At 68.6% G+C, this 17,974-nt stretch carries 18 protein-coding genes; 12 read left to right on the top strand and 6 right to left on the bottom strand.

What is annotated here, in order from left to right:
- The first annotated feature begins 15 nt into the window (after positions 1-15).
- The 7 genes from K8O92_30880 to der all read left to right on the top strand — a co-directional run bounded on the left by K8O92_30880 (position 16) and on the right by der (position 7,082).
- The gene (locus K8O92_30880) at positions 16-480 is read left to right on the top strand and encodes a cupin domain-containing protein (protein ID UAK32078.1); all 465 of its coding nucleotides are present in this window, start codon (positions 16-18) and stop codon (positions 478-480) included.
- 382 nt (positions 481-862) lie between these two features.
- On the top strand, positions 863-1,615 hold the full coding sequence (locus K8O92_30875; GenBank protein UAK36040.1) for a ParA family protein: 753 nt from the start codon (positions 863-865) through the stop codon (positions 1,613-1,615).
- 701 nt (positions 1,616-2,316) lie between these two features.
- Complete coding sequence (locus K8O92_30870) at positions 2,317-3,123, top strand: segregation/condensation protein A (GenBank protein ID UAK36039.1); 807 nt, start codon at positions 2,317-2,319, stop codon at positions 3,121-3,123.
- 127 nt (positions 3,124-3,250) lie between these two features.
- On the top strand, positions 3,251-3,832 hold the full coding sequence (gene scpB, locus K8O92_30865; protein ID UAK36038.1) for an SMC-Scp complex subunit ScpB: 582 nt from the start codon (positions 3,251-3,253) through the stop codon (positions 3,830-3,832).
- 12 nt (positions 3,833-3,844) lie between these two features.
- Entirely contained in the window at positions 3,845-4,924 is a 1,080-nt protein-coding gene (locus K8O92_30860) for a pseudouridine synthase (protein UAK32077.1), read from the top strand.
- Positions 4,925-4,959: 35 nt separating this feature from the next.
- On the top strand, positions 4,960-5,667 hold the full coding sequence (gene cmk / locus K8O92_30855; GenBank protein ID UAK36037.1) for a (d)CMP kinase: 708 nt from the start codon (positions 4,960-4,962) through the stop codon (positions 5,665-5,667).
- Complete coding sequence (der, locus tag K8O92_30850; GenBank protein ID UAK32076.1) at positions 5,664-7,082, top strand: ribosome biogenesis GTPase Der; 1,419 nt, start codon at positions 5,664-5,666, stop codon at positions 7,080-7,082. Before cmk ends, der begins: the two co-directional genes overlap by 4 nt.
- A 51-nt stretch (positions 7,083-7,133) precedes the next feature.
- On the opposite strand, the gene K8O92_30845 is transcribed toward der, so the two are convergent.
- On the bottom strand, positions 7,134-7,283 hold the full coding sequence (locus tag K8O92_30845; protein ID UAK32075.1) for a hypothetical protein: 150 nt from the start codon (positions 7,281-7,283) through the stop codon (positions 7,134-7,136).
- A gap of 264 nt (positions 7,284-7,547) precedes the next feature.
- Between K8O92_30845 and K8O92_30840 the strand changes: the two genes are divergently transcribed.
- A complete protein-coding gene (locus K8O92_30840) occupies positions 7,548-8,306 on the top strand; it encodes an acyl-[acyl-carrier-protein] thioesterase (protein ID UAK32074.1) in 759 nt (252 codons plus the stop codon).
- Here the strand turns inward: K8O92_30840 and K8O92_30835 are convergent.
- Both K8O92_30835 and K8O92_30830 read right to left on the bottom strand, forming a co-directional pair.
- Positions 8,303-9,751: a mannitol dehydrogenase family protein gene (locus tag K8O92_30835; protein ID UAK32073.1), complete on the bottom strand. Its 1,449-nt coding sequence runs from the start codon at positions 9,749-9,751 to the stop codon at positions 8,303-8,305. The two genes, K8O92_30840 and K8O92_30835, sit on opposite strands and share 4 nt — an antisense overlap.
- 63 nt (positions 9,752-9,814) lie before the next feature.
- A complete protein-coding gene (locus K8O92_30830) occupies positions 9,815-10,762 on the bottom strand; it encodes an NAD(P)/FAD-dependent oxidoreductase (protein ID UAK32072.1) in 948 nt (315 codons plus the stop codon).
- Between the two features lie 242 nt (positions 10,763-11,004).
- On the opposite strand from K8O92_30830, the gene K8O92_30825 reads away from it, so the two are divergent.
- The 3 genes from K8O92_30825 to K8O92_30815 all read left to right on the top strand — a co-directional run bounded on the left by K8O92_30825 (position 11,005) and on the right by K8O92_30815 (position 12,750).
- Positions 11,005-11,484 (top strand): DNA starvation/stationary phase protection protein, encoded by a 480-nt coding sequence (locus K8O92_30825; GenBank protein UAK32071.1) that lies wholly within the window; start codon positions 11,005-11,007, stop codon positions 11,482-11,484.
- An 89-nt stretch (positions 11,485-11,573) separates the two neighbouring features.
- Complete coding sequence (locus tag K8O92_30820; protein UAK36036.1) at positions 11,574-11,921, top strand: anti-sigma factor; 348 nt, start codon at positions 11,574-11,576, stop codon at positions 11,919-11,921.
- Positions 11,911-12,750, top strand: coding sequence for an RNA polymerase sigma factor SigF (locus K8O92_30815; GenBank protein UAK32070.1), 840 nt, complete (start codon positions 11,911-11,913; stop codon positions 12,748-12,750). The genes K8O92_30820 and K8O92_30815 overlap by 11 nt, the downstream gene beginning before the upstream one ends.
- A 5-nt stretch (positions 12,751-12,755) precedes the next feature.
- Here the strand turns inward: K8O92_30815 and K8O92_30810 are convergent, their stop codons facing one another.
- The gene (locus K8O92_30810) at positions 12,756-12,989 is read right to left on the bottom strand and encodes a hypothetical protein (protein UAK32069.1); all 234 of its coding nucleotides are present in this window, start codon (positions 12,987-12,989) and stop codon (positions 12,756-12,758) included.
- 386 nt (positions 12,990-13,375) lie between these two features.
- Between K8O92_30810 and K8O92_30805 the strand changes: the two genes are divergently transcribed.
- The gene (locus K8O92_30805; protein UAK36035.1) at positions 13,376-15,394 is read left to right on the top strand and encodes an AMP-binding protein; all 2,019 of its coding nucleotides are present in this window, start codon (positions 13,376-13,378) and stop codon (positions 15,392-15,394) included.
- A 60-nt stretch (positions 15,395-15,454) separates the two neighbouring features.
- Here K8O92_30805 and K8O92_30800 read toward each other — a convergent pair whose 3' ends face one another.
- Together K8O92_30800 and K8O92_30795 are read right to left on the bottom strand one after the other, a co-directional pair.
- Entirely contained in the window at positions 15,455-16,813 is a 1,359-nt protein-coding gene (locus tag K8O92_30800) for a wax ester/triacylglycerol synthase family O-acyltransferase (GenBank protein ID UAK32068.1), read from the bottom strand.
- A gap of 194 nt (positions 16,814-17,007) precedes the next feature.
- Positions 17,008-17,658, bottom strand: coding sequence for a hypothetical protein (locus tag K8O92_30795; protein UAK32067.1), 651 nt, complete (start codon positions 17,656-17,658; stop codon positions 17,008-17,010).
- Positions 17,659-17,974 lie beyond the last annotated feature (316 nt).

Below are 17,974 nucleotides of genomic sequence, written 5' to 3'. Positions count from 1 at the left end.
CGCGAGGAGAGTTGTATGACAGGGTCTTTCATCGTCCACGAGGCCGATGTCGAAGCGGTTCCGCTGCCCGGCGGCGGGTCGTTCCGGCTGCTCGAGGACAGCGAGAACTCCGGAGGGCTGTTCGGCGCCAATCGCCTGACTCTGGCCGCGGGCGCGGACGGCACCCGGCCACACCACCATATGAAGTCGACCGAGATCTTCTATGTGCTCGGCGGCGCGATGGAGTTTCTCGTCGACGGCACCCGGAGCGTGGTGGGCAAAGGTGGCCTGGTGGTGGTTGCGCCGGGCGTCGTGCACGCCTTCGGCGCCACCGCCGACGGGCCTGCTGAATTCCTGGCTGTGCTCACACCCGGTATCGTCCGCTTCGAATACTTCCGGCAACTCGGCCGGATCGCACGCGGGGAGGCGGACTGGGACAGCATGAACGAATTGCACGACCGGTTCGACGTTCATTTCGATGGCGGACCGCAATGGCGCTGACCAGGGCGGGCCGAACACGCCGCGCGCAGGCGCGGCACTCGAGTGCCGTCAAGCGGTAGCGTCTATTCAGAGCTGGACCGCACGAAAGCGAGGTCGGCCCTGATCGGCCTCGCTACGCTCGGCGAGGCAACGGGCAGGAACGTATAAGGAGCAGCGGATCGTGACTACAGCCGGCGCGGCAGAGCCGCCGATGGGTGCTGGGGCGGAGCCGCTTACGGGCTCGCGACCGGGTCCGTACTCGGAAGCCGCGGCGGAAACGCTGTGGGGCCACGGAGTGGAGCCGGTCCCGGAGGACGCGACGCTCGGTCCGACCGGACGGCCGTTGCGGCTGGTGCCGGACCCGCCGCCGGTCAGCGAGCACGGTGACGCGCTGATCGTGGCCATGTGCAACCAGAAGGGCGGGGTCGGCAAGACCACCTCCACCATCAATCTCGGTGCCGCACTGGCCGAATACGGCCGTCGCGTGCTGCTGGTCGATCTGGATCCACAGGGCGCGTTGTCGGCCGGTCTCGGTGTCGCTCACCACGATCTCGATTCGACGGTGCACAACCTCCTCATCGGTTCCAAAGTGTCCATCGACGACGTGCTGATGCAGACCCGCGTCGAGAACCTGGACCTGCTGCCGAGCAACATCGACCTGTCCGCCGCGGAGATCCAACTGGTCAACGAGGTGGGCCGGGAACAGTCGCTCGGCCGCGCGCTGGAGCCCGTGCGCGGCCGCTACGACTACATCCTCATCGACTGCCAGCCCTCGCTCGGCCTGCTCACGGTCAATGCCCTGGCCTGCTCCGACGGTGTGATCATCCCGATGGAATGCGAGTATTTCTCGCTGCGTGGGCTCGCGCTGCTCAACGACACCGTGGAGAAAGTGCGGGACCGGCTGAACCCGCGGTTGAGCCTGTACGGAATAGTGGTCACCATGTTCGACGCCCGACTGCTGCATTCCCGCCAGGTCATGGCGCGAGTCGTCGAGGTGTTCGGTGACCTGGTCTACGACACCGCCATCGCTCGGACCGTCCGATTCCCGGATGCCAGTGTCGCGGGCGAACCCATCACCACATGGGCGCCGAAATCCGGCGGCGCCGAAGCGTATCGGTCGATGGCCCGAGAAGTCATCCACCGATCGGGCCGGTGAGCGGCCGCTCCGACCCCTCGTCTGCGTCCCACAACGACCCGTCCGGCCAGGGGTCTCCCGCGGCCGGATCGACACCCGCGCCGGACGACCGTTCGTCCCACTCCGGTGGGCCGGACGAACCCGTGCGTCCGGTTCCCGCACTCGGGAACGCGGCGGCCGCATTCATAGCCGCGGGCCGGGACGCCGTGCCTCGCCGCCCGAACGCGGCCGTCGCCGGCGACACGGTTGGACGAACCGAACCGGTCAGCGCGGCTGCCCCACGTCCGCGGGAAGACACCGACCGACCGTTCGTGGACGTCTCCGATCAGCGCACCGAGGCGGCCGCGCCGGACGTCGCCGAGACGCGGGCCGATCGGTCCACCGACGCACCGGACGTTTCCGGTTCTTCCCCGGTCGCTTCTGGCTTGTCGTCGGTCGGGCCCGGTTCTTCGCCGGACGCTCTCGGTTCTTCGCCGGACGCTCTCGGTTCTTCGCCGGACGCTCTCGGTTCTTCGCCGGACGCTCTCGACTCTTCGCCGGACGCTCTCGACTCTCCGCTGGACGCGCCCGACTCTCCGCCGAACGCACCGAGTTCTCCGCCGAATGCACCGAGCTCTCCGCCGAACGCACCGAGCTCTCCGCCGAATGCACCTGCTCCAAGCGGTGTTTCACCGGAGACGCAACAACCACCGGCGGCCGACCCGCAGGCATCCGGATTCCGGCTGCGCCTGAGCAACTTCGAGGGTCCGTTCGACCTGCTGCTCACCTTGATCAGCTCGCGCAAGCTGGACGTCACCGAGGTGGCGTTGCACAAGGTCACCGACGAGTTCATCGCCTACACCAAGGCCCTGACCGCGAGCATGGCGCGGCAGAACACCTTGCGGGCGGACAAGATCCTGGATCAGACCACCGAATTCCTGGTCGTGGCCGCCACGTTGCTCGATTTGAAGGCGGCGCGGCTGCTGCCGTCCGGTGAGATGACCGACGCCGAGGACCTCGAACTGCTCGAGGCGCGCGACCTGCTGTTCGCCCGGCTGCTGCAGTACCGCGCGTTCAAGCAGGTCGCCGAGTTGCTCGGCGAGCTGGAGGCGGCCGCGCTGCGCCGCTATCCGCGCGCGGTCGGCCTGGAGGAGCGCTACGCCGACCTGCTGCCCGAGGTTAGGCTGGGTGTCGGGGCGGCCGAGTTCGCCGCGATCGCCGCGGCGGCCTTCCGGCCCCGTCCGGTACCCAAGGTCGGGCTCGACCACTTGCATACACATGCGATATCGGTGGCCGAGCAGGCGGCGCTGGTGCTGGAGCGGCTCAAACAGCGTGGTGCGGGTGCGTGGACCTCCTTCGGTGAACTGGTCGCAGACTGCGAGGTCCCGGTGCAGATCGTGGCCCGCTTCCTGGCGCTGCTCGAGCTGTATCGCGGGAAGACGATCGAGTTCGACCAGCCCGATCCGCTCGGTCCCTTGGCGGTGAGCTGGATCGGCGACGAAGCCGCGCAACAGGTGGAGACCGTGACTATCGAGGAGGACTACGGGTGAGCGAGCACAGCGCGCGATCGCGCACGACGGAGCCGGGCTCCGGCGAGGTGCGGTCGTGAGTGAGGCAGTGGTGGAACTCACCCCCGAGCCGCTTGAGGACGCCGATTTCCGTTCGGCGCTGGAGGCCATGCTGCTGGTCATCGATGCTCCCGCACCGGTTGACCAGCTCGCCGCCGCCCTCGGCGACACCCGGGAGCGGGTCGAGCACACGCTGCGCGCGATGTCCGCCGAGCTGTCGGCGCGGTCCAGCGGGATAGATCTGCGTTTCGTGGGTGACGGCTGGCGCTTCTATACTCGCAGCGAGTACGCGCCGTATGTGGAGCGGATGCTGCTCGACGGCTCCCGATCGAAACTGACCAGGGCGGCGTTGGAAACGCTGGCGGTGGTGGCATACCGTCAGCCGGTGACCAGGACCAGGGTCAGCGCGGTGCGTGGCGTGAACGTCGACGGCGTGATGCGCACACTGCTGGCCAGAGGTTTGATCGCCGAGGCAGGTGTCGACCCGGAGACCAACGGGACGCTGTATTGCACGACCGAGCTGTTCCTGGAACGGATCGGGCTCGCTTCGCTCAGCGACCTGCCGCCGCTGGCGCCCCTGCTTCCGGGCGTCGACCTGATCGATGAGATCAACGAGAGCCTGGAGACCGACCCCCGGTACACCAGGTTGAAAAAACCCGCCGAGGCCGATTTGGACCTCGGCACCGAATAGTGACAGGACACGATGAATACCGCTCGCCGAGATGGCACACCGGATCGTAGGAAACGCGGAGCGCAGCCCGAACGGGGCGGCGCTGGCCGCGACTCGGGCTCACGCGACGCCCGTTCGGCCCAGCGGGGGATCAACGCCCGCGGCGCCCAGCCGGGTGGCGCGGGCCGGGGTGCGGCGCAACGCGGATCGGCCCAGGCTCCGAGCCCGCAGCGGCATACCGCCGCCCAGCCCGGCAAGAAGAAGCCCAAGCCGCAGCGTCAGGTCGCGCAGCCGCCGCTGCTGAGCAACGCCAAGCCCGCGCGCCACCAGAACGTGGAGATCCCCGAGACCGGCGGCCACACCAAGCTCCCGTGGGGCGAGGGGGAGCGACTGCAGAAGGTCCTCGCCAAGGCGGGCGTCGCGTCGCGTCGCGCCGCCGAGGAGATGATCGCGCAGGGCCGCGTCGAGGTCGACGGCATGATCGTGCGCGAGCAGGGACTGCGCATCGACCCCCAGCACGCGGTCGTGCGCGTCGACGGCACCCGCGTGGTGGTGCGCGAAGAGCTGGTGCACGTCGCGCTGAACAAGCCCAAGGGCTGGCAGTCCACCATGTCCGACGATCTGGGGCGCCCCTGCGTCGGCGACATCGTCGCCGAGCGGATCGCCGCGGGTCAGCGCCTCTTCCACGTCGGGAGACTGGATGCCGACACCGAGGGTCTGCTGCTGCTGACCAACGACGGCGATCTGGCGCACCGGCTCATGCATCCGTCCTTCGAGGTCTCCAAGACCTACTTGGCGACCGTGCAAGGGGAGGTCAACAATCGCGCGGTCACCAAGCAATTGAAGAACGGCGTCGAGTTGGAGGACGGTCCCGCGAAGGTCGACCGGTTCCAGGTGCTCGAGCTGGGGGAGGGACGTTCCCTGGTGAAGGTGGTGTTGCACGAGGGGCGCAAGCACATCGTGCGCCGTCTGCTCGACGCGGTGGGCCATCCGGTCATCCGGCTGGTCCGCACCCATATCGGTCCGGTCGCGCTGGGCGACCAACGGCCCGGCACGCTGCGTGTGCTCGGCCGCGATGAAATCGGCAAACTCTATGAGGCGGTGTCGTTGTGAACGGTGTGGAGATCCCGGTGCAGGCGCCGGCGCGGATGGCCGGTACGAGCCCGCTGGTGGTCGCCATGGACGGGCCGTCCGGCACCGGGAAATCGAGCGTGTCGCGGCGGCTGGCCACCCGGCTCGGCGCCCGGTATCTCGACACCGGCGCCATGTACCGGGTGGCGACGCTGCGCGTGTTGCGGGCGGGCGTCGAACTGACCGACACCGCGGCCATCGCCGCCGCGGTCAAGGAGCTGCCGCTGTCCATCGGCACCGACCCCAGCCGCGAGGTGATCGAGCTCGACGGCGAGGACGTCCGGTCGGAGATTCGCGGTGACGCGGTCACCAAGGCCGTGTCGGCGGTCTCCGCGGTGCCCGAGGTACGTGACCTGCTCGTCGCCATGCAGCGCGACATCACGGCTGTCGCGGGGCGGATCGTGGTGGAGGGCCGCGACATCGGCACCGTGGTGCTGCCCGCCGCCGACGCCAAGATCTACCTGACCGCCTCGGCCGAGGCGCGGGCACACCGGCGCAATCAGCAGAACATCGCCGAGGGCCGGGGCGACGACTACGCGGGCGTGCTCGCCGACGTGCAGCGCCGCGACACGCTCGACTCGACCCGCAAGGTATCCCCGCTGCGCCCCGCCGAGGACGCGGTGCCGGTCGATACCAGCGACCTGTCCATGGACGAGGTCATCGACGAGCTGTATCGCGTCGTCGCGCGGCAGATCTCGGCGACCGGTGCCGGAGGTACCCGATGAACGAGGACGTGCTCGCCGGCGACGGCGTCTGGAGTGACGAAGCCGACTGGGAGCTGGCCGGGCTCGAGGGCGAATTCGAGGACCAGACGCACGTCGCGATGCCGACGCTGGCAGTTGTCGGCCGCCCGAACGTGGGCAAATCCACGCTGGTGAACCGGATTCTCGGCCGTCGCGAGGCGGTCGTGGAGGACATTCCCGGGGTGACCCGCGACCGCGTGTCCTACGAGGCCAACTGGGCGGGGCGGCGCTTCCTCGTCCAGGACACCGGCGGATGGGAGCCCGACGCGAAGGGGCTACAGCAATCGGTGGCCCGGCAGGCCGAACTGGCCATGCAGACCGCCGACGCGATCCTGCTCGTGGTCGACGCCGTCGTCGGCGCCACCGCCACCGACGAGGCGGCGGTGAAGAAGCTGCGACGCTCCGGCGTCCCGGTCATCCTGGTGGCCAACAAGGTCGACGACCAGCGGGTGGAAGCCGAAGCAGCGGCGCTGTGGTCGCTCGGACTCGGTGAGCCGCGCATGGTCAGCGCCGCGCACGGCCGCGGCACCGGCGACCTGCTCGACGACGTCCTCGCAGTGCTCCCCGAGACCCCGCGCGAGGGGACCGGCGGCGCGGGCCCGCGCCGTGTGGCGCTGGTCGGCAAGCCGAACGTCGGTAAGTCGAGCTTGCTGAACAAGCTGGCCGGTGACGAGCGCTCGGTGGTGCACGATGTCGCGGGCACCACGGTCGACCCGGTCGACTCCCTCGTCGAATTGGGCGGCAAGGTCTGGAAGTTCATCGACACCGCGGGGTTGCGCCGTAAGGTCGCCAACGCCAGCGGCACCGAGTTCTACGCTTCGCTGCGTACCAAGTCCGCGCTGGAAGCATCGGAGGTGGCGATCATGCTGATCGACGCCTCGCAGCCGATCACCGAACAGGACCTGCGGGTGATCAGCATGGTGGCCGATTCCGGGCGTGCGCTGGTGCTGGCGTTCAACAAGTGGGACCTGGTCGACGAGGATCGTCGTCTGCAACTGGACCGCGAGGTCGACCGCGATCTGATCCGGGTGCCGTGGGCGCAGCGGGTGAACATCTCCGCGCACACCGGCCGTGCGGTGCAGAAGCTGGTGCCCGCCATGGAGACCGCGTTGGAGTCGTGGGACAAGCGCATCTCGACGGGCAGGCTGAACACCTGGCTGAAGGAAGTGATCGCCGCGACTCCGCCGCCGATGCGCGGCGGCAGGCTGCCCCGCGTGCTGTTCGCCACTCAGGCGACCACTCGTCCGCCCACGTTCGTGCTGTTCACCACCGGCTTTCTGGAGGCGGGCTACCGGCGCTTCCTGGAACGCAGGTTGCGCGAGGAGTTCGGCTTCGACGGCTCACCGGTCCGCATCTCGGTGCGGGTGCGGGAGAAGCGGGATCGGTCGAGGAAGTAGGAGCGCGCGTGCGGGGGTGGTCAGGGGTGGCGTCGCTGCGACCAGGGCTGATCATCCCGCGGTGCCACCGGCGCGGCCGCCCTGCACGCGCAGGACACCGTGCTGGCGATCGCCGCGCGCGAGGGTGACCTCGTGCGTGGCGACTGCTTCGGCGCCGTACTGGCCTGCCGTACCGCGATCGTTGCGCCGACTATCGAACACCGGGTGGTCCGCGGCGTCGCCGATGGTGTGCCGATGCTCTTCGACGCAGAGGTCGCCGTGGGCGTCGAACGGGGGCCGATCCCGCGGCCCGGCGACCGGGTTTCCGTATACCCACCCATTTCCAGTAGAGTGGCTAACTATTGGCGATCTACCTTGATGTCGGGCATTCGACCAATGTTGCTGATGAGATGAGTTATCTTTCAGCTAGATGACGATATGACCATGTCGATCGCGATGTCAGCAAATGACTGGCATCATCCGGTTATGGTCATTCCCAGCGTGCTGCCGGAACCCCCAGCCGTCCTGACGCCGTTCGAGACGGGATGGCCCGTACGTCTCGCCGATACCGACCGTGACCAGCGCCTGCGGCTCGACGGTGTCGCGCGCTACCTGCAGGACGTCGGGTACGACCACCTCGATGTTCTCCAGGACGGCGATATCCACCGACTGTGGGTCATCCGCAGGACGGTGATCGACGCGCTCAAACCGCTCGGGTTCGGCGAGTGGGCGACGCTGCGGCGCTGGCCTTCGGCGACCTCGACCCGGTGGTGCACGATGCGGGTCCAGGTCTGCGGCAGCGCGGGCGGTCTGGTGGAGACCGAGAGCTTCCTGATCCACTTCGGCACCGAGTCGGGCGTGCCCGCGCGGATGAGCGACCGGTTCCTGGCGCCGATGCTGGCCTGCACGACCGAGCACCGGTTGCGCTGGAAGGCCTCGCTCACCGATCCGATGCCCGCGGCAGGCGAGCCCGGCGTCCAGATCCGGCCTTTCCCGCTGCGGGTCACCGACATAGACCTGCTCGACCACATGAACAACGCGGTCTACCTCACCGCGCTCGAGGAGGTCCTCGCCGATCACGCCGAACTGAAATCCGGTCCGCACCGCGTGGTGATGGAATACGGGAAGCCCGTGCGGTCCGGGGAGCACGTCGACCTCGTCACTCGCTGTACGGACTCGAGCCTGGACGTATGGTTCGCGGTCGGCGCGGACTGCCGGGCGATAGCCCGCGTCACCCCTCGCTAACGCGCCAACGCCTCGACGGTGGCGTGTGCGCCCCGGGTGTGCAGTGTGTCCAGGGCCGCCAGATACGCGGTCACGAACCGGGGGTGGTCGATCAGATCGCCGAACAGCGAACGTTCGCCGAGGAAGGCGGTGGGCTGCTCGCGTTGCCGCCGGGCGAGGGGAACCAGCCGGTCGGCGAGCCGGTCCACGATCCGGATCGGCTCGCCTTGCTCGTCGACACCCTCGGCGTAGCGCGCCCAGCTCGCGACAACCGCCGCGGCACAATCGATCTCGCCGTCGGCGGCGAGTTGCGCGCGCACCACCGGCAGCAGCCACTTCGGAATCCGATCGGAGGATTCCGCGCACAATCGGGCCATGGTGTCGCCGATCGCGGGGTTGGCGAACCGGTCGAGCAATGTCCGCTTGTAGGCGTCCAAGTCGACACCGGGTACCGCGCGCAGCGTCGGTGTCGCCTCGGCGTCCATATAGCGCGACAAGAATCGCCGAAAGACCGGATCCCGCGCGGCTTCGTGGACCAGCCGGTAGCCGCTCAGGTATCCGAAGTAGCACAGCGCTTGGTGGCTCGCGTTCAGCAACCTCAGTTTCATCAGTTCGTACGGGGTGACGTCCGCGACGACCTGTACGCCGGCTTCCTCGAAGGCCGGACGGCCGAGTTCGAAGGAATCCTCGAGCACCCATTGCGCGAAGGGCTCGGTCACGACCGGCCAGCGATCGATGAGCCCGTAACGCCGCTCGATCTCACCGCTCGCCTCGGGTGGGGTCCCCGGGGTGATCCGGTCCACCATCGAATTCGGGAAGCGCACGTGCTCCCCGATCCAGGATCCGAGTTCGGGATCGCGCAGATCGGCGAAGGCGCTGAACGCGCGGCGCGCGACGTTCCCATTGCCTTCGATGTTGTCGCAGGACAGCACGGTGAACGGTGCGATTCCCCGGGATCTGCGCCGGGTTAGCGCTTCGGTGAGGTGACCGAAGACGGTGGCAGGCGGGGAATTTCCGGCGAGATCGGCGCGAATCGCGGGATCGTCGGCGTCGAATTCCCCGGTGGCGGCCGCGATCCGGTACCCACCCTCGGTGATGGTGAGCGAGACGATCCGGGTGGCCGGATCGGCGAGTCTCTCCACGACGACCTCGGGATCGTCCGGGGCATATCGGTACTCGATGATGGAGCCGATCACGCGCGTGGTCCAGGCGCCTTCCGGCGCGACCGCCGACAGTGTGTACAAGCCATCCTGCGCCCGGAGCACATCGCGCATGCGGCGATCACCGGGCAGGACGCCCACCCCGCAGATGCCCCACTCGTGCCCGAGGCCGCGTTCGAGCAATCGGTCGAGGTACATCGCCTGGTGCGCGCGATGAAATCCGCCGACGCCGAAATGCACTACCCCCGTCTTGATCCGGGAACGGTCGTAGGTCGGTGTCGAGACGCGACCGCTGAACTCCGTCATTGTCGCCGCCCGTAAGGGCGTTGCCGTCCCCTCCGGCATCCCGCACCTCCCGTGTCGTGTGGATCACACCATATCCCCGAGTAGCCATCGCTCGACGGCCATCCGGGTGTCCTCCTCGACGAGATCGGCGTTGATCGCGGCGGCGGCTGTCACGCCACCGGCAGCGGATTGCACCACCCCGGCGACGATGTCGGTGACGTTGCCCGCCACCCACACGCCGGGAACCGAGGTGCGTCCAGCGGCGTCGGCCACCACATGCGTGCCCGCTCCTGACGGGTGCTCGGCGGTTTCGACGCCGAGGGCGAGCAGCAGCGCATCGCGTGCGACCAGCCGAGGCGCGAACGCCAGCGCGGCGATCGGCACGACCGGCCCGGATTCCAGCCGAGCTCCCGTGATGTGGTCGTTCACCACCTCGAGCGCGCGCACCGCACCCTCCACCACGGCGATGCCGCGAGCCGCGAGCTGCTCGGCCTGTTGCGCTGTCGGCGCGGGAGAGGTGTGCCGAAGCAGCGTCACCCGCGAGCTCCACTGACGGAACAGCAGCGCGTGGTGCACCGAGCCGAGCACGCCGATCGGCTGGTCGCGGATCTCCCATCCGTGGCAATACGGACAGTGCACGACGTCGCGGCCCCACCGTTCCCGCAAGCCGCTGATCGGTGGCAACTCGTCCGCCAAGCCGGTGGTGACGAGCAATCGGCGACCGCGCAGGCGCTCACCGCGGTCGGTCTCCACCACGAACCCGCCTGGCGTCCGTTGCGCGGACACCGCTCGCGCGTACCGTATCCGCCCGCCGTACTGCTCCACTTCCCGCGCGCCGATCGTCACCAGCTCCGCCGGTGGAATGCCGTCGCGGGTCAGCCACCCGTGCACTCCCGCGGCGGGAGCGTTGCGCTGCTCGCGCGCGTCGATGACGAGCACCGAGCGGCGCGCCCGCGCCAGGGTCGACGCCGCCGACAACCCGGCCGCGCCGCCGCCGATCACCACCACGTCCACTTGCTTTTCCTCAGCCATGCCTCACCGTGCCGACAACAGGCGCGCATCGGCAACTATTGTTGCCGTTACGGCAAATCGGGCCGAGCTGTCTCCGCTCGTAACACCGGTGGACCGCACCCGCTACCCGACCGAGACGCACCCGTGCGACTTGCCGGGGCGACCACCCACTCTTCCCGGTCGGGGAACCTACCGGGAGGTTTATCGCCGCATGGCTGGGTAGACCGTCGATGTCCGGATCGACGGCAGAAAGGCTCAGAGCGATGTCCCAACCCATCACCAGCACCTTGGACCCGGAGCAGCAGCGCATCGCGGGCGAAACGCTGCAGGCCACGGTGGTCGACCTGATCGACCTGTCGCTGATCGCGAAGCAGGCGCACTGGAACGTGGTCGGCTCCAACTTCCGCTCGGTGCACCTGGCGTTGGACGAATTGGTCACGGTGGCACGGGAGTTCACGGATTCGGCCGCGGAGCGCGCCACCGCCGTCGGCGTCAGCCCGGACGGTCGCGCCGCGACCGTGGCCAGGGATTCCGGCACGCTCGGCATGGGCGAGGGCTGGCAGCAGGACACCGACATCATCGACACGATCGTCGGCAACCTCGCCGCCGTGATCAAACGGCTGCGTGAGCGCATCGCCGCGACGGAGAAGGCCGATCCGGTGACCCAGGATCTGTTCCTGGCGATCGCGGGCCGGCTGGAACAGTTGCACTGGATGTGGCAAGCGCAGCTCGCCACGGTCTGATGCGCCTGATCACGTGCGCGTTCGGCGCGGCCGCCACCGAGACCACCGCGGTCGCGGTGCGGATCCCCGCCGACCCGCGACACCTTGCCTTGGTCCGCGGGATGGCCGACACCGTGTGCCTGGTCGCCGACTTCCCGCTCGACGCGGCCGCCGACATCCGCCTGGCGATCAACGAAGCCGCCACGATGCTGATGGCAGGCTCCGTGCCCGGCTCGATGCTCGGTTGCGAGTTCACCTACGGCGTGGACCGGATGAGCGTGCGCGTCGACGCCGTCGCGGCCTGCGACGAGCTGCGCGGCGATCCGTTGAGCTGGGAGTTGGTTCGCATGCTCACCAGTTCCCTGTCGATTTCTCGTGACCCTTTTGATTCGGAGATCGCCGGGTATCCGACCGTTATCGAATTCAGTTGGGAACGAGGACCATTTGATGACACGTGAGTTCACGACCGACGGAAATGGCACGACGGGCCGGACGCGCGCGGGCGACAGTTACGACAACATCGAGCCGTGGTTCGAGAAGATGGCCGCTATGGCGGAGGGCGATCCGCACCGCGCCGCGTTGCGCGAGGAGGTGACGCGGCGCTGTCTTCCGCTCGCCGAGCACATTGCCCGCAAGTTCTCCGGACGCGGCGAGTCCTACGAGGACCTGCTGCAGATCGCCCGGGTCGGGCTGGTGCTCGCGGTGGACCGTTTCGACGTCTCGCGCGGCAGCTCGTTCCTCGGGTTCGCGGTCCCCACCATCATGGGCGAGGTGCGCAGGCACTTCCGGGACAACACGTGGTCGTTGCGGGTGCCGCGGCGGCTCAAGGAGATTCAGCTGCGTATCGGCCCGGCCACCGAGGCGCTGTCGCACCGGCTCGGGCGGATGCCGACGGCCAGGGAGATCGCCGCCGAATTGGACGTCGAGGTCGGCGAGGTCACCCAGGCGCTGATCGCAGGCAACGCCTATCAGACCAACTCACTGGACACGGGGGGCCGCGAGGACGGCGATGGCGCGCCGCAAGCGCTCGCCGACACGCTCGGCGCCGAGGAACCGTGCTACAACCTGCTGGAGCAGGCGATGGCGGTGCGCCCGCTGATCGCCGAGCTGCCGCAGCGCGATCGGCAGGTGCTGATCATGCGTTTCTTCGAGTGCCGGACCCAGAGTCAAATCGCTGAACACCTGGGCGTCTCCCAGATGCAGGTGTCGCGCATACTCGCCCGGATACTCGCGGACTTGCGCGAGCGCGCGCTGGGCTCCGACGAACTCGCTACACGCGCGGCCTGACTTCCCTACGTGCGCGGCCGGGCGGCCGAGCCGGTCATCGGCGTGGCGGAGACCTCTCCGCTCCAGCCGCACGGCAGGGCGCAATTGGCGATGACCTTGGTCTCCCGCTCGCCGTTGTCGTAACGCAGCGTGGTGGTTTCCGCGTAAGCGGGATATCCACACGCTCGGCATTTGCCGAAGAAATCGAGGATCTCTTCGGTGCGGGAGTGCGCGATTCGTCGGGCGGGCTTGTCGTCCATAACCTCTCCAGCCAGCGTGCGGTCCTGCCGAGCAGGCGTCTGAGACGTTACGATCGGCCCGCGGGCGCCCACTGGGAATTCCGTGTTCGTTGGGTGGATTCACAGGCGCCGCGCGGGACGATTGGGTGGGTTCCCAGCTTCAGGTGAATGCTGGGCAATCGCAGGGTATTTCCTGCGTATCGCTGGTAGTGGCGGCGAAGCGGGCGCTACTTGACCTCGCCTGTGACTGACGTTACAAAGGAGCTACCCGCCGACCCGAAGTTCTTCGAACCGGCCGACGAGAAGTGCACAAGTTGGTTACCGATGTCATCGATGTAGTCGCGGAGTTCGCGATCGCCCGCAAGACCATTTGGGATCTGTTGCTCGAACCACAGACATATCCGCGCATGTTCACCGGAATCGGCGCGTGCGAGCAGATTCAATCCGCCGACGGCAACGTGGTCTGGCAGATGCGTGTCGGTACCTACCAGACCGGCATCCGCACCCACCAGATCCGGCTGAGCGTGGGCCGGTGGTATGAGAGTTTCGAGATGCAGTACGCCGCGCTGGGCAGCTTCGCCTCGGTGCGGTTGCACGGTGACGAGGAGCGCACCAAGGTCACGGTCACCTATTTCGCGCCGAGCCGGGTGCACCCACGCGTGGCCGAGCTGTCCAATGCGGCGATCGCGGAGTGGACCAAGAGCGGACTCGAGCGGGTAGCCGACGTCGCCAAGGGCGCACGGACCTCGTTGGTGGTCAACGGCGAGGATTCGCCGATCCTGCGCAACGCGGGCGTAGCACGGCAGATGGTGGCCACCGGTGTCGTGCTGCCGGTGCGGCTCGATCGCACCGTGAAACAGCTGCGCTCGCTGGCTAAATGGGGTTTCAACCTGGCGGGCGGGTACGCGGCGGGCGCGGCATACGCGCCGGAGCGCGCCGCGATCATCGATGACCGCGGCACCCGGTCCTTCGCCGAAATGGACGAACGGACCACCGCGCTGGCCGCGGCGATGGCCGCACACGATCTCGGCCCCGGTGACGCCATCGGACTGCTGGCGCGCAACCACGCGGGCATGGTCGAATGCATGGTCGCCGCAGGCAAACTCGGCGTGGACGTGGCCCTGCTGAATTCCGGGCTCGCGGGGCGCACCATCGAGGAGATCGTCCAGCGAGACCGGCTGTCGGCGCTGTTCGTCGACGGTGACCTGGAGGAGTTGGTGCGCTATCTGCATGCCGACATCCCGCGCTACAACACCGACGAACGCCCGCCCGCTCCCGACCGGACGACCGTGGATCAACTCGTGGCCGAGGGGCACACCACGTTTCGCACGCCCGCTCAGCCCGGGCGGCTCATCGTGCTCACCTCCGGGACCAGCGGGACCCCGAAGGGGGCACGCAGGCCGCACCCGAAGGGTTTCGGATCCATTGCGGCATTGCTCTCGCGCATCCCGATGCAGATGGACGAAACCATGCTGATTCCCGCGCCGCTGTTCCACACCTGGGGGCTGGCCGGTCTGCAACTGAGCACCGCGCTGCGCGCCACTGTGGTGCTCGCGGAACGCTTCGACGCCGAGGACTGTCTGCGCCGGATCGCCGAGCACCAGGTCAACACGGTGATCGTCGTGCCGACCATGGTGCAGCGCATCCTCGATCTGCCCCCGCACGTGCGCGCTCGCTACGACACCTCCAGCCTGCGGCACATGATCAGCTGCGGGGCGCCGCTCGCTGGGGCGACCGTCGAGCGTTTCATGGACGCCTACGGCGACGTCCTCTACAACGTCTACGGGTCGACCGAGGTCTCGTGGGCGACGGTCGCCACCCCGGAGGACCTGCACACCTCGCCGACCACGGCGGGCCGCCCGCCGCTGGGCACCAAGGTCGCCGTGCTCGGGCCCGATCACCGCAGGTTGCCGATCGGCGCCACCGGGCATATCTTCGTCGGCAACCACATGCTGTTCGACGGCTACGTCAACTCGGCGCCACCGGACGAGGCACACGGGATGCTGGACACCGGCGACCTCGGCTATCTCGACGCCACGGGCCGGTTGTTCATCGCCGGACGCGACGACGAGATGATCATCTCCGGCGGCGAGAACGTCTTCCCGCGCCCCGTCGAAGAGGCGCTCGCGCACCTGCCGCAGGTCAGCGACGTCGCGGTGGTCGGGGTGCCGGACCGTGAATTCGGTCAGCGACTCGTGGCGTTCGTGGTGAAACGCGACGGAGCCGGGCTCGACTCGGACATGGTCCGCACCTACATCCGCAACCGCTTGAGCCGCTTCTCGGTCCCGCGTGACGTCACTTTCCTCTCGGCGCTGCCCCGCGGCGACACCGGCAAGATCCTCAAGCGCCTGCTCGCCGGTCCCGGCGCGACCCAACCGGATCTGCCCCCGTCGATCAACGGGCTCGGAACCGCGGGCTCGTCCTGATCCGCGAGCGGCGACCCGGCTCGCCCTGCGTGCGTCCTGAAAGGCCGTGGACCTGGCGGGTCAGTAGGCGGTGTCCTCCAGTTCGGCCAACGCGGATTCCAGGTGGTCGAGCAGCCTTGCCACGTCCGGCACGCTGCGGCGGCAGGCGACGATACCGACGTCGAGGCTGTCGGCGTTGCTGGTGAGGGTGATGTTCAGCGCCTGGCCGTCGAGCGGGATGGACAGCGGATAGCTGGCGTCGACCCGCGCCCCGTTCCAGTACTGAGGTTCCCGCGGGCCGGGGATGTTGGAGATGACGATGTTGAACGGGGGACTGGTCAGCGCGACCGTGGCCGGCAGCAGCAGCGACAGCGCCAGCGGGCTCAGCGTCAGCGCCGAGAGCGAGACCGCCTGCACCGGGGAGAGCGCCCGGTAGATCTCTTTGCTGCGGTGCATCGAGGTACTTATCGCCGCGAGCCGCGCCGCCGGGTCGGGTAGGTCGGTGGCGAGATTGCACAGCAGTGCGGCCACGGCATTCCCGCCGCCGTCGTCGGACTCGCGCCGCAGCGAGACCGGCACCATGGCGATCAGCGGCTTGTCCGGCAGTGCGACGTGTTCCAGCAGATAGGCGCGCAGCGCGCCCGCCGACATGGCCAGTACCACGTCGTTGAGCGTGGTGCCGGTCATCTTCTTGACCTGGCGGATCCGATCCAGCGGCCAGGAGCGGGCGGCGCAGCGGCGAGCCCCACCGATCGGGACGTTGAACATGGTGCGCGGGGCGGCGAAGGGCAGCGTCAATTGCTGCTCGAGCAGTGCGGCGCGAGCCAAGCGCAGAATCGAGGGAGCCGAGCCCGCCGCCCCGAGCAGCGCGCGCGCCCGGCTGCCCAGCGTGTGCCGCCGCGCCGTGTCCTCGCGGCGCCCGGGCGAAGGCGGGAGATGCCAAGGCACCAGCGCCTCGCTGGACTCGGGGTCGGTGGTCAATGTGCGCTGCAACAGGCGTTGGGCGCCGACGCCGTCGATGAGGGCATGGTGGATCTTCGAGTACAAGCCGACGCGGTCGCCGGCGAGCCCTTCGATCAGATGCGCTTCCCACAGCGGTCGGTGCCGGTCGAGCAGGGTGCTGTGCAGTCCCGCCGCCACCTCCGTCAGGGCGTCCAGGCCACCCGGTCCCGGCAGCGCCCGCCGCTGCACGTGGTAATCGAGTTCCACGGCGCGGTCCACCGTCCAGGCCAGCTGCGGAGTGCCGAACAAGCGGGCAGGCCGCTTGCGGAACATGGGATGGAAATCCTCGTCGGCCGCCAGCGCCGCGTACGCGCGCCGGGCGAACTCGGGTCCGCAGCCGTCCACGGGGTCGAAGACCGACAGCGAACCGACGTGCATCGGATGCTCGCGTGATTCCGCCACGAGGAACAGAGCGTCTACCGGCGAGATGAATTCCATGGGCAGTTCCCTTCTGGCGACGCTGCGGCCGCGCCACGTTCTGGTTTCGGACGTGGAACAGTCGGCGACAAGCGTGCCGGAGGTGCTCATGGCGATGTGTGACCTACGCCGGTCGAACGACGATCCACAACCGATGATTCGATGCCGAATCCGCACCGGCTGGGCGGTTCGTCGGGGAATTGTGCGCCCGCGCGTCAGGACAGACGGCTGACCGGCCAATCCTGCGGAAGCTCGAGGCGCTGGCTGATCATGCTGATCGCGGTGTGCAGCGCTTGGATCTCGTCGACGCCGCTGGCCACGGACGCGCCCTGCTCGCTGATGTGGAACCGGCACAGGTGTTCGCGCCGGTCGGCCGCCAGATACGGCCTGCCGATGATGATCGACAGCGAACTGTCGGCGTCGCGCAGGGTGCGGGCCGCGATCAGGGCCTGCGATTCCTGCTCGGCTGTCGTGGCGGCGCGCGAGGGCCGCGCGGGGGCCGCGGGGAAGCAGGGGTCGGACGGCTCGGTCACCGCGAAGTGCGCGCCGTGACTGTTGGCCTGCCGTAACTCCAGCGCGATCTCCTGGAAGGCGCGGTACAGCGCCGCGATGGAATCGGGACCATGCGCCCATCGCTCGCCGATTCCCTGAATGCGGAATCCGCACACCACGCCGGTGTCACCCGGCGCCATCTGTGGTTTCCCCACCTCGATCGCCACTTCCCGCGTCGCGTCGGAGACGGTGCGGGTGGCGATCACCTCCCGGATGCGCCGCCATCTCGTGCTCGCGATCGCACCGCCGTGTTCGGACTCGCGCACTGCGGCCGTGGTCGTGTCGCCGGTGACCCGCGCCGGTATCGCTCTCATGGTGGGGGAGTACCCAAGTTGCCTCCCGGTTTACCCTGCGGTTCGAGGTGACCTGGACCGCAGAGTGGGATCGAGGGTCCCGCGCCTGGAAACGCGATATGTACCGCCCGGTGCCCGTAGGTGTGCCGAGCAGGCCGGCGGGACGCGCCGCGCGGTCTCGGTCGGCGCGTTGCCCGCCGAATACCGTGTTCGAGTAAGACACGCCGGATCGGCAAAGGGGCTACCCGATGGTTAACGTGCCCCGGGTTTGGCAGGCTGTCGCGCAGATGTGATGGTGGGGCCGCGACGATGAGGAGGGGCGGACGAAGTGGTAACG

It is taken from the genome of Nocardia asteroides, from assembly GCA_019930625.1.
Taxonomy (GTDB): Bacteria; Actinomycetota; Actinomycetes; order Mycobacteriales; family Mycobacteriaceae; genus Nocardia; species Nocardia sputi.
Note: the sequence above shows the minus strand (reverse complement) of the source record. Positions and strands in the feature narration are given on the sequence as shown.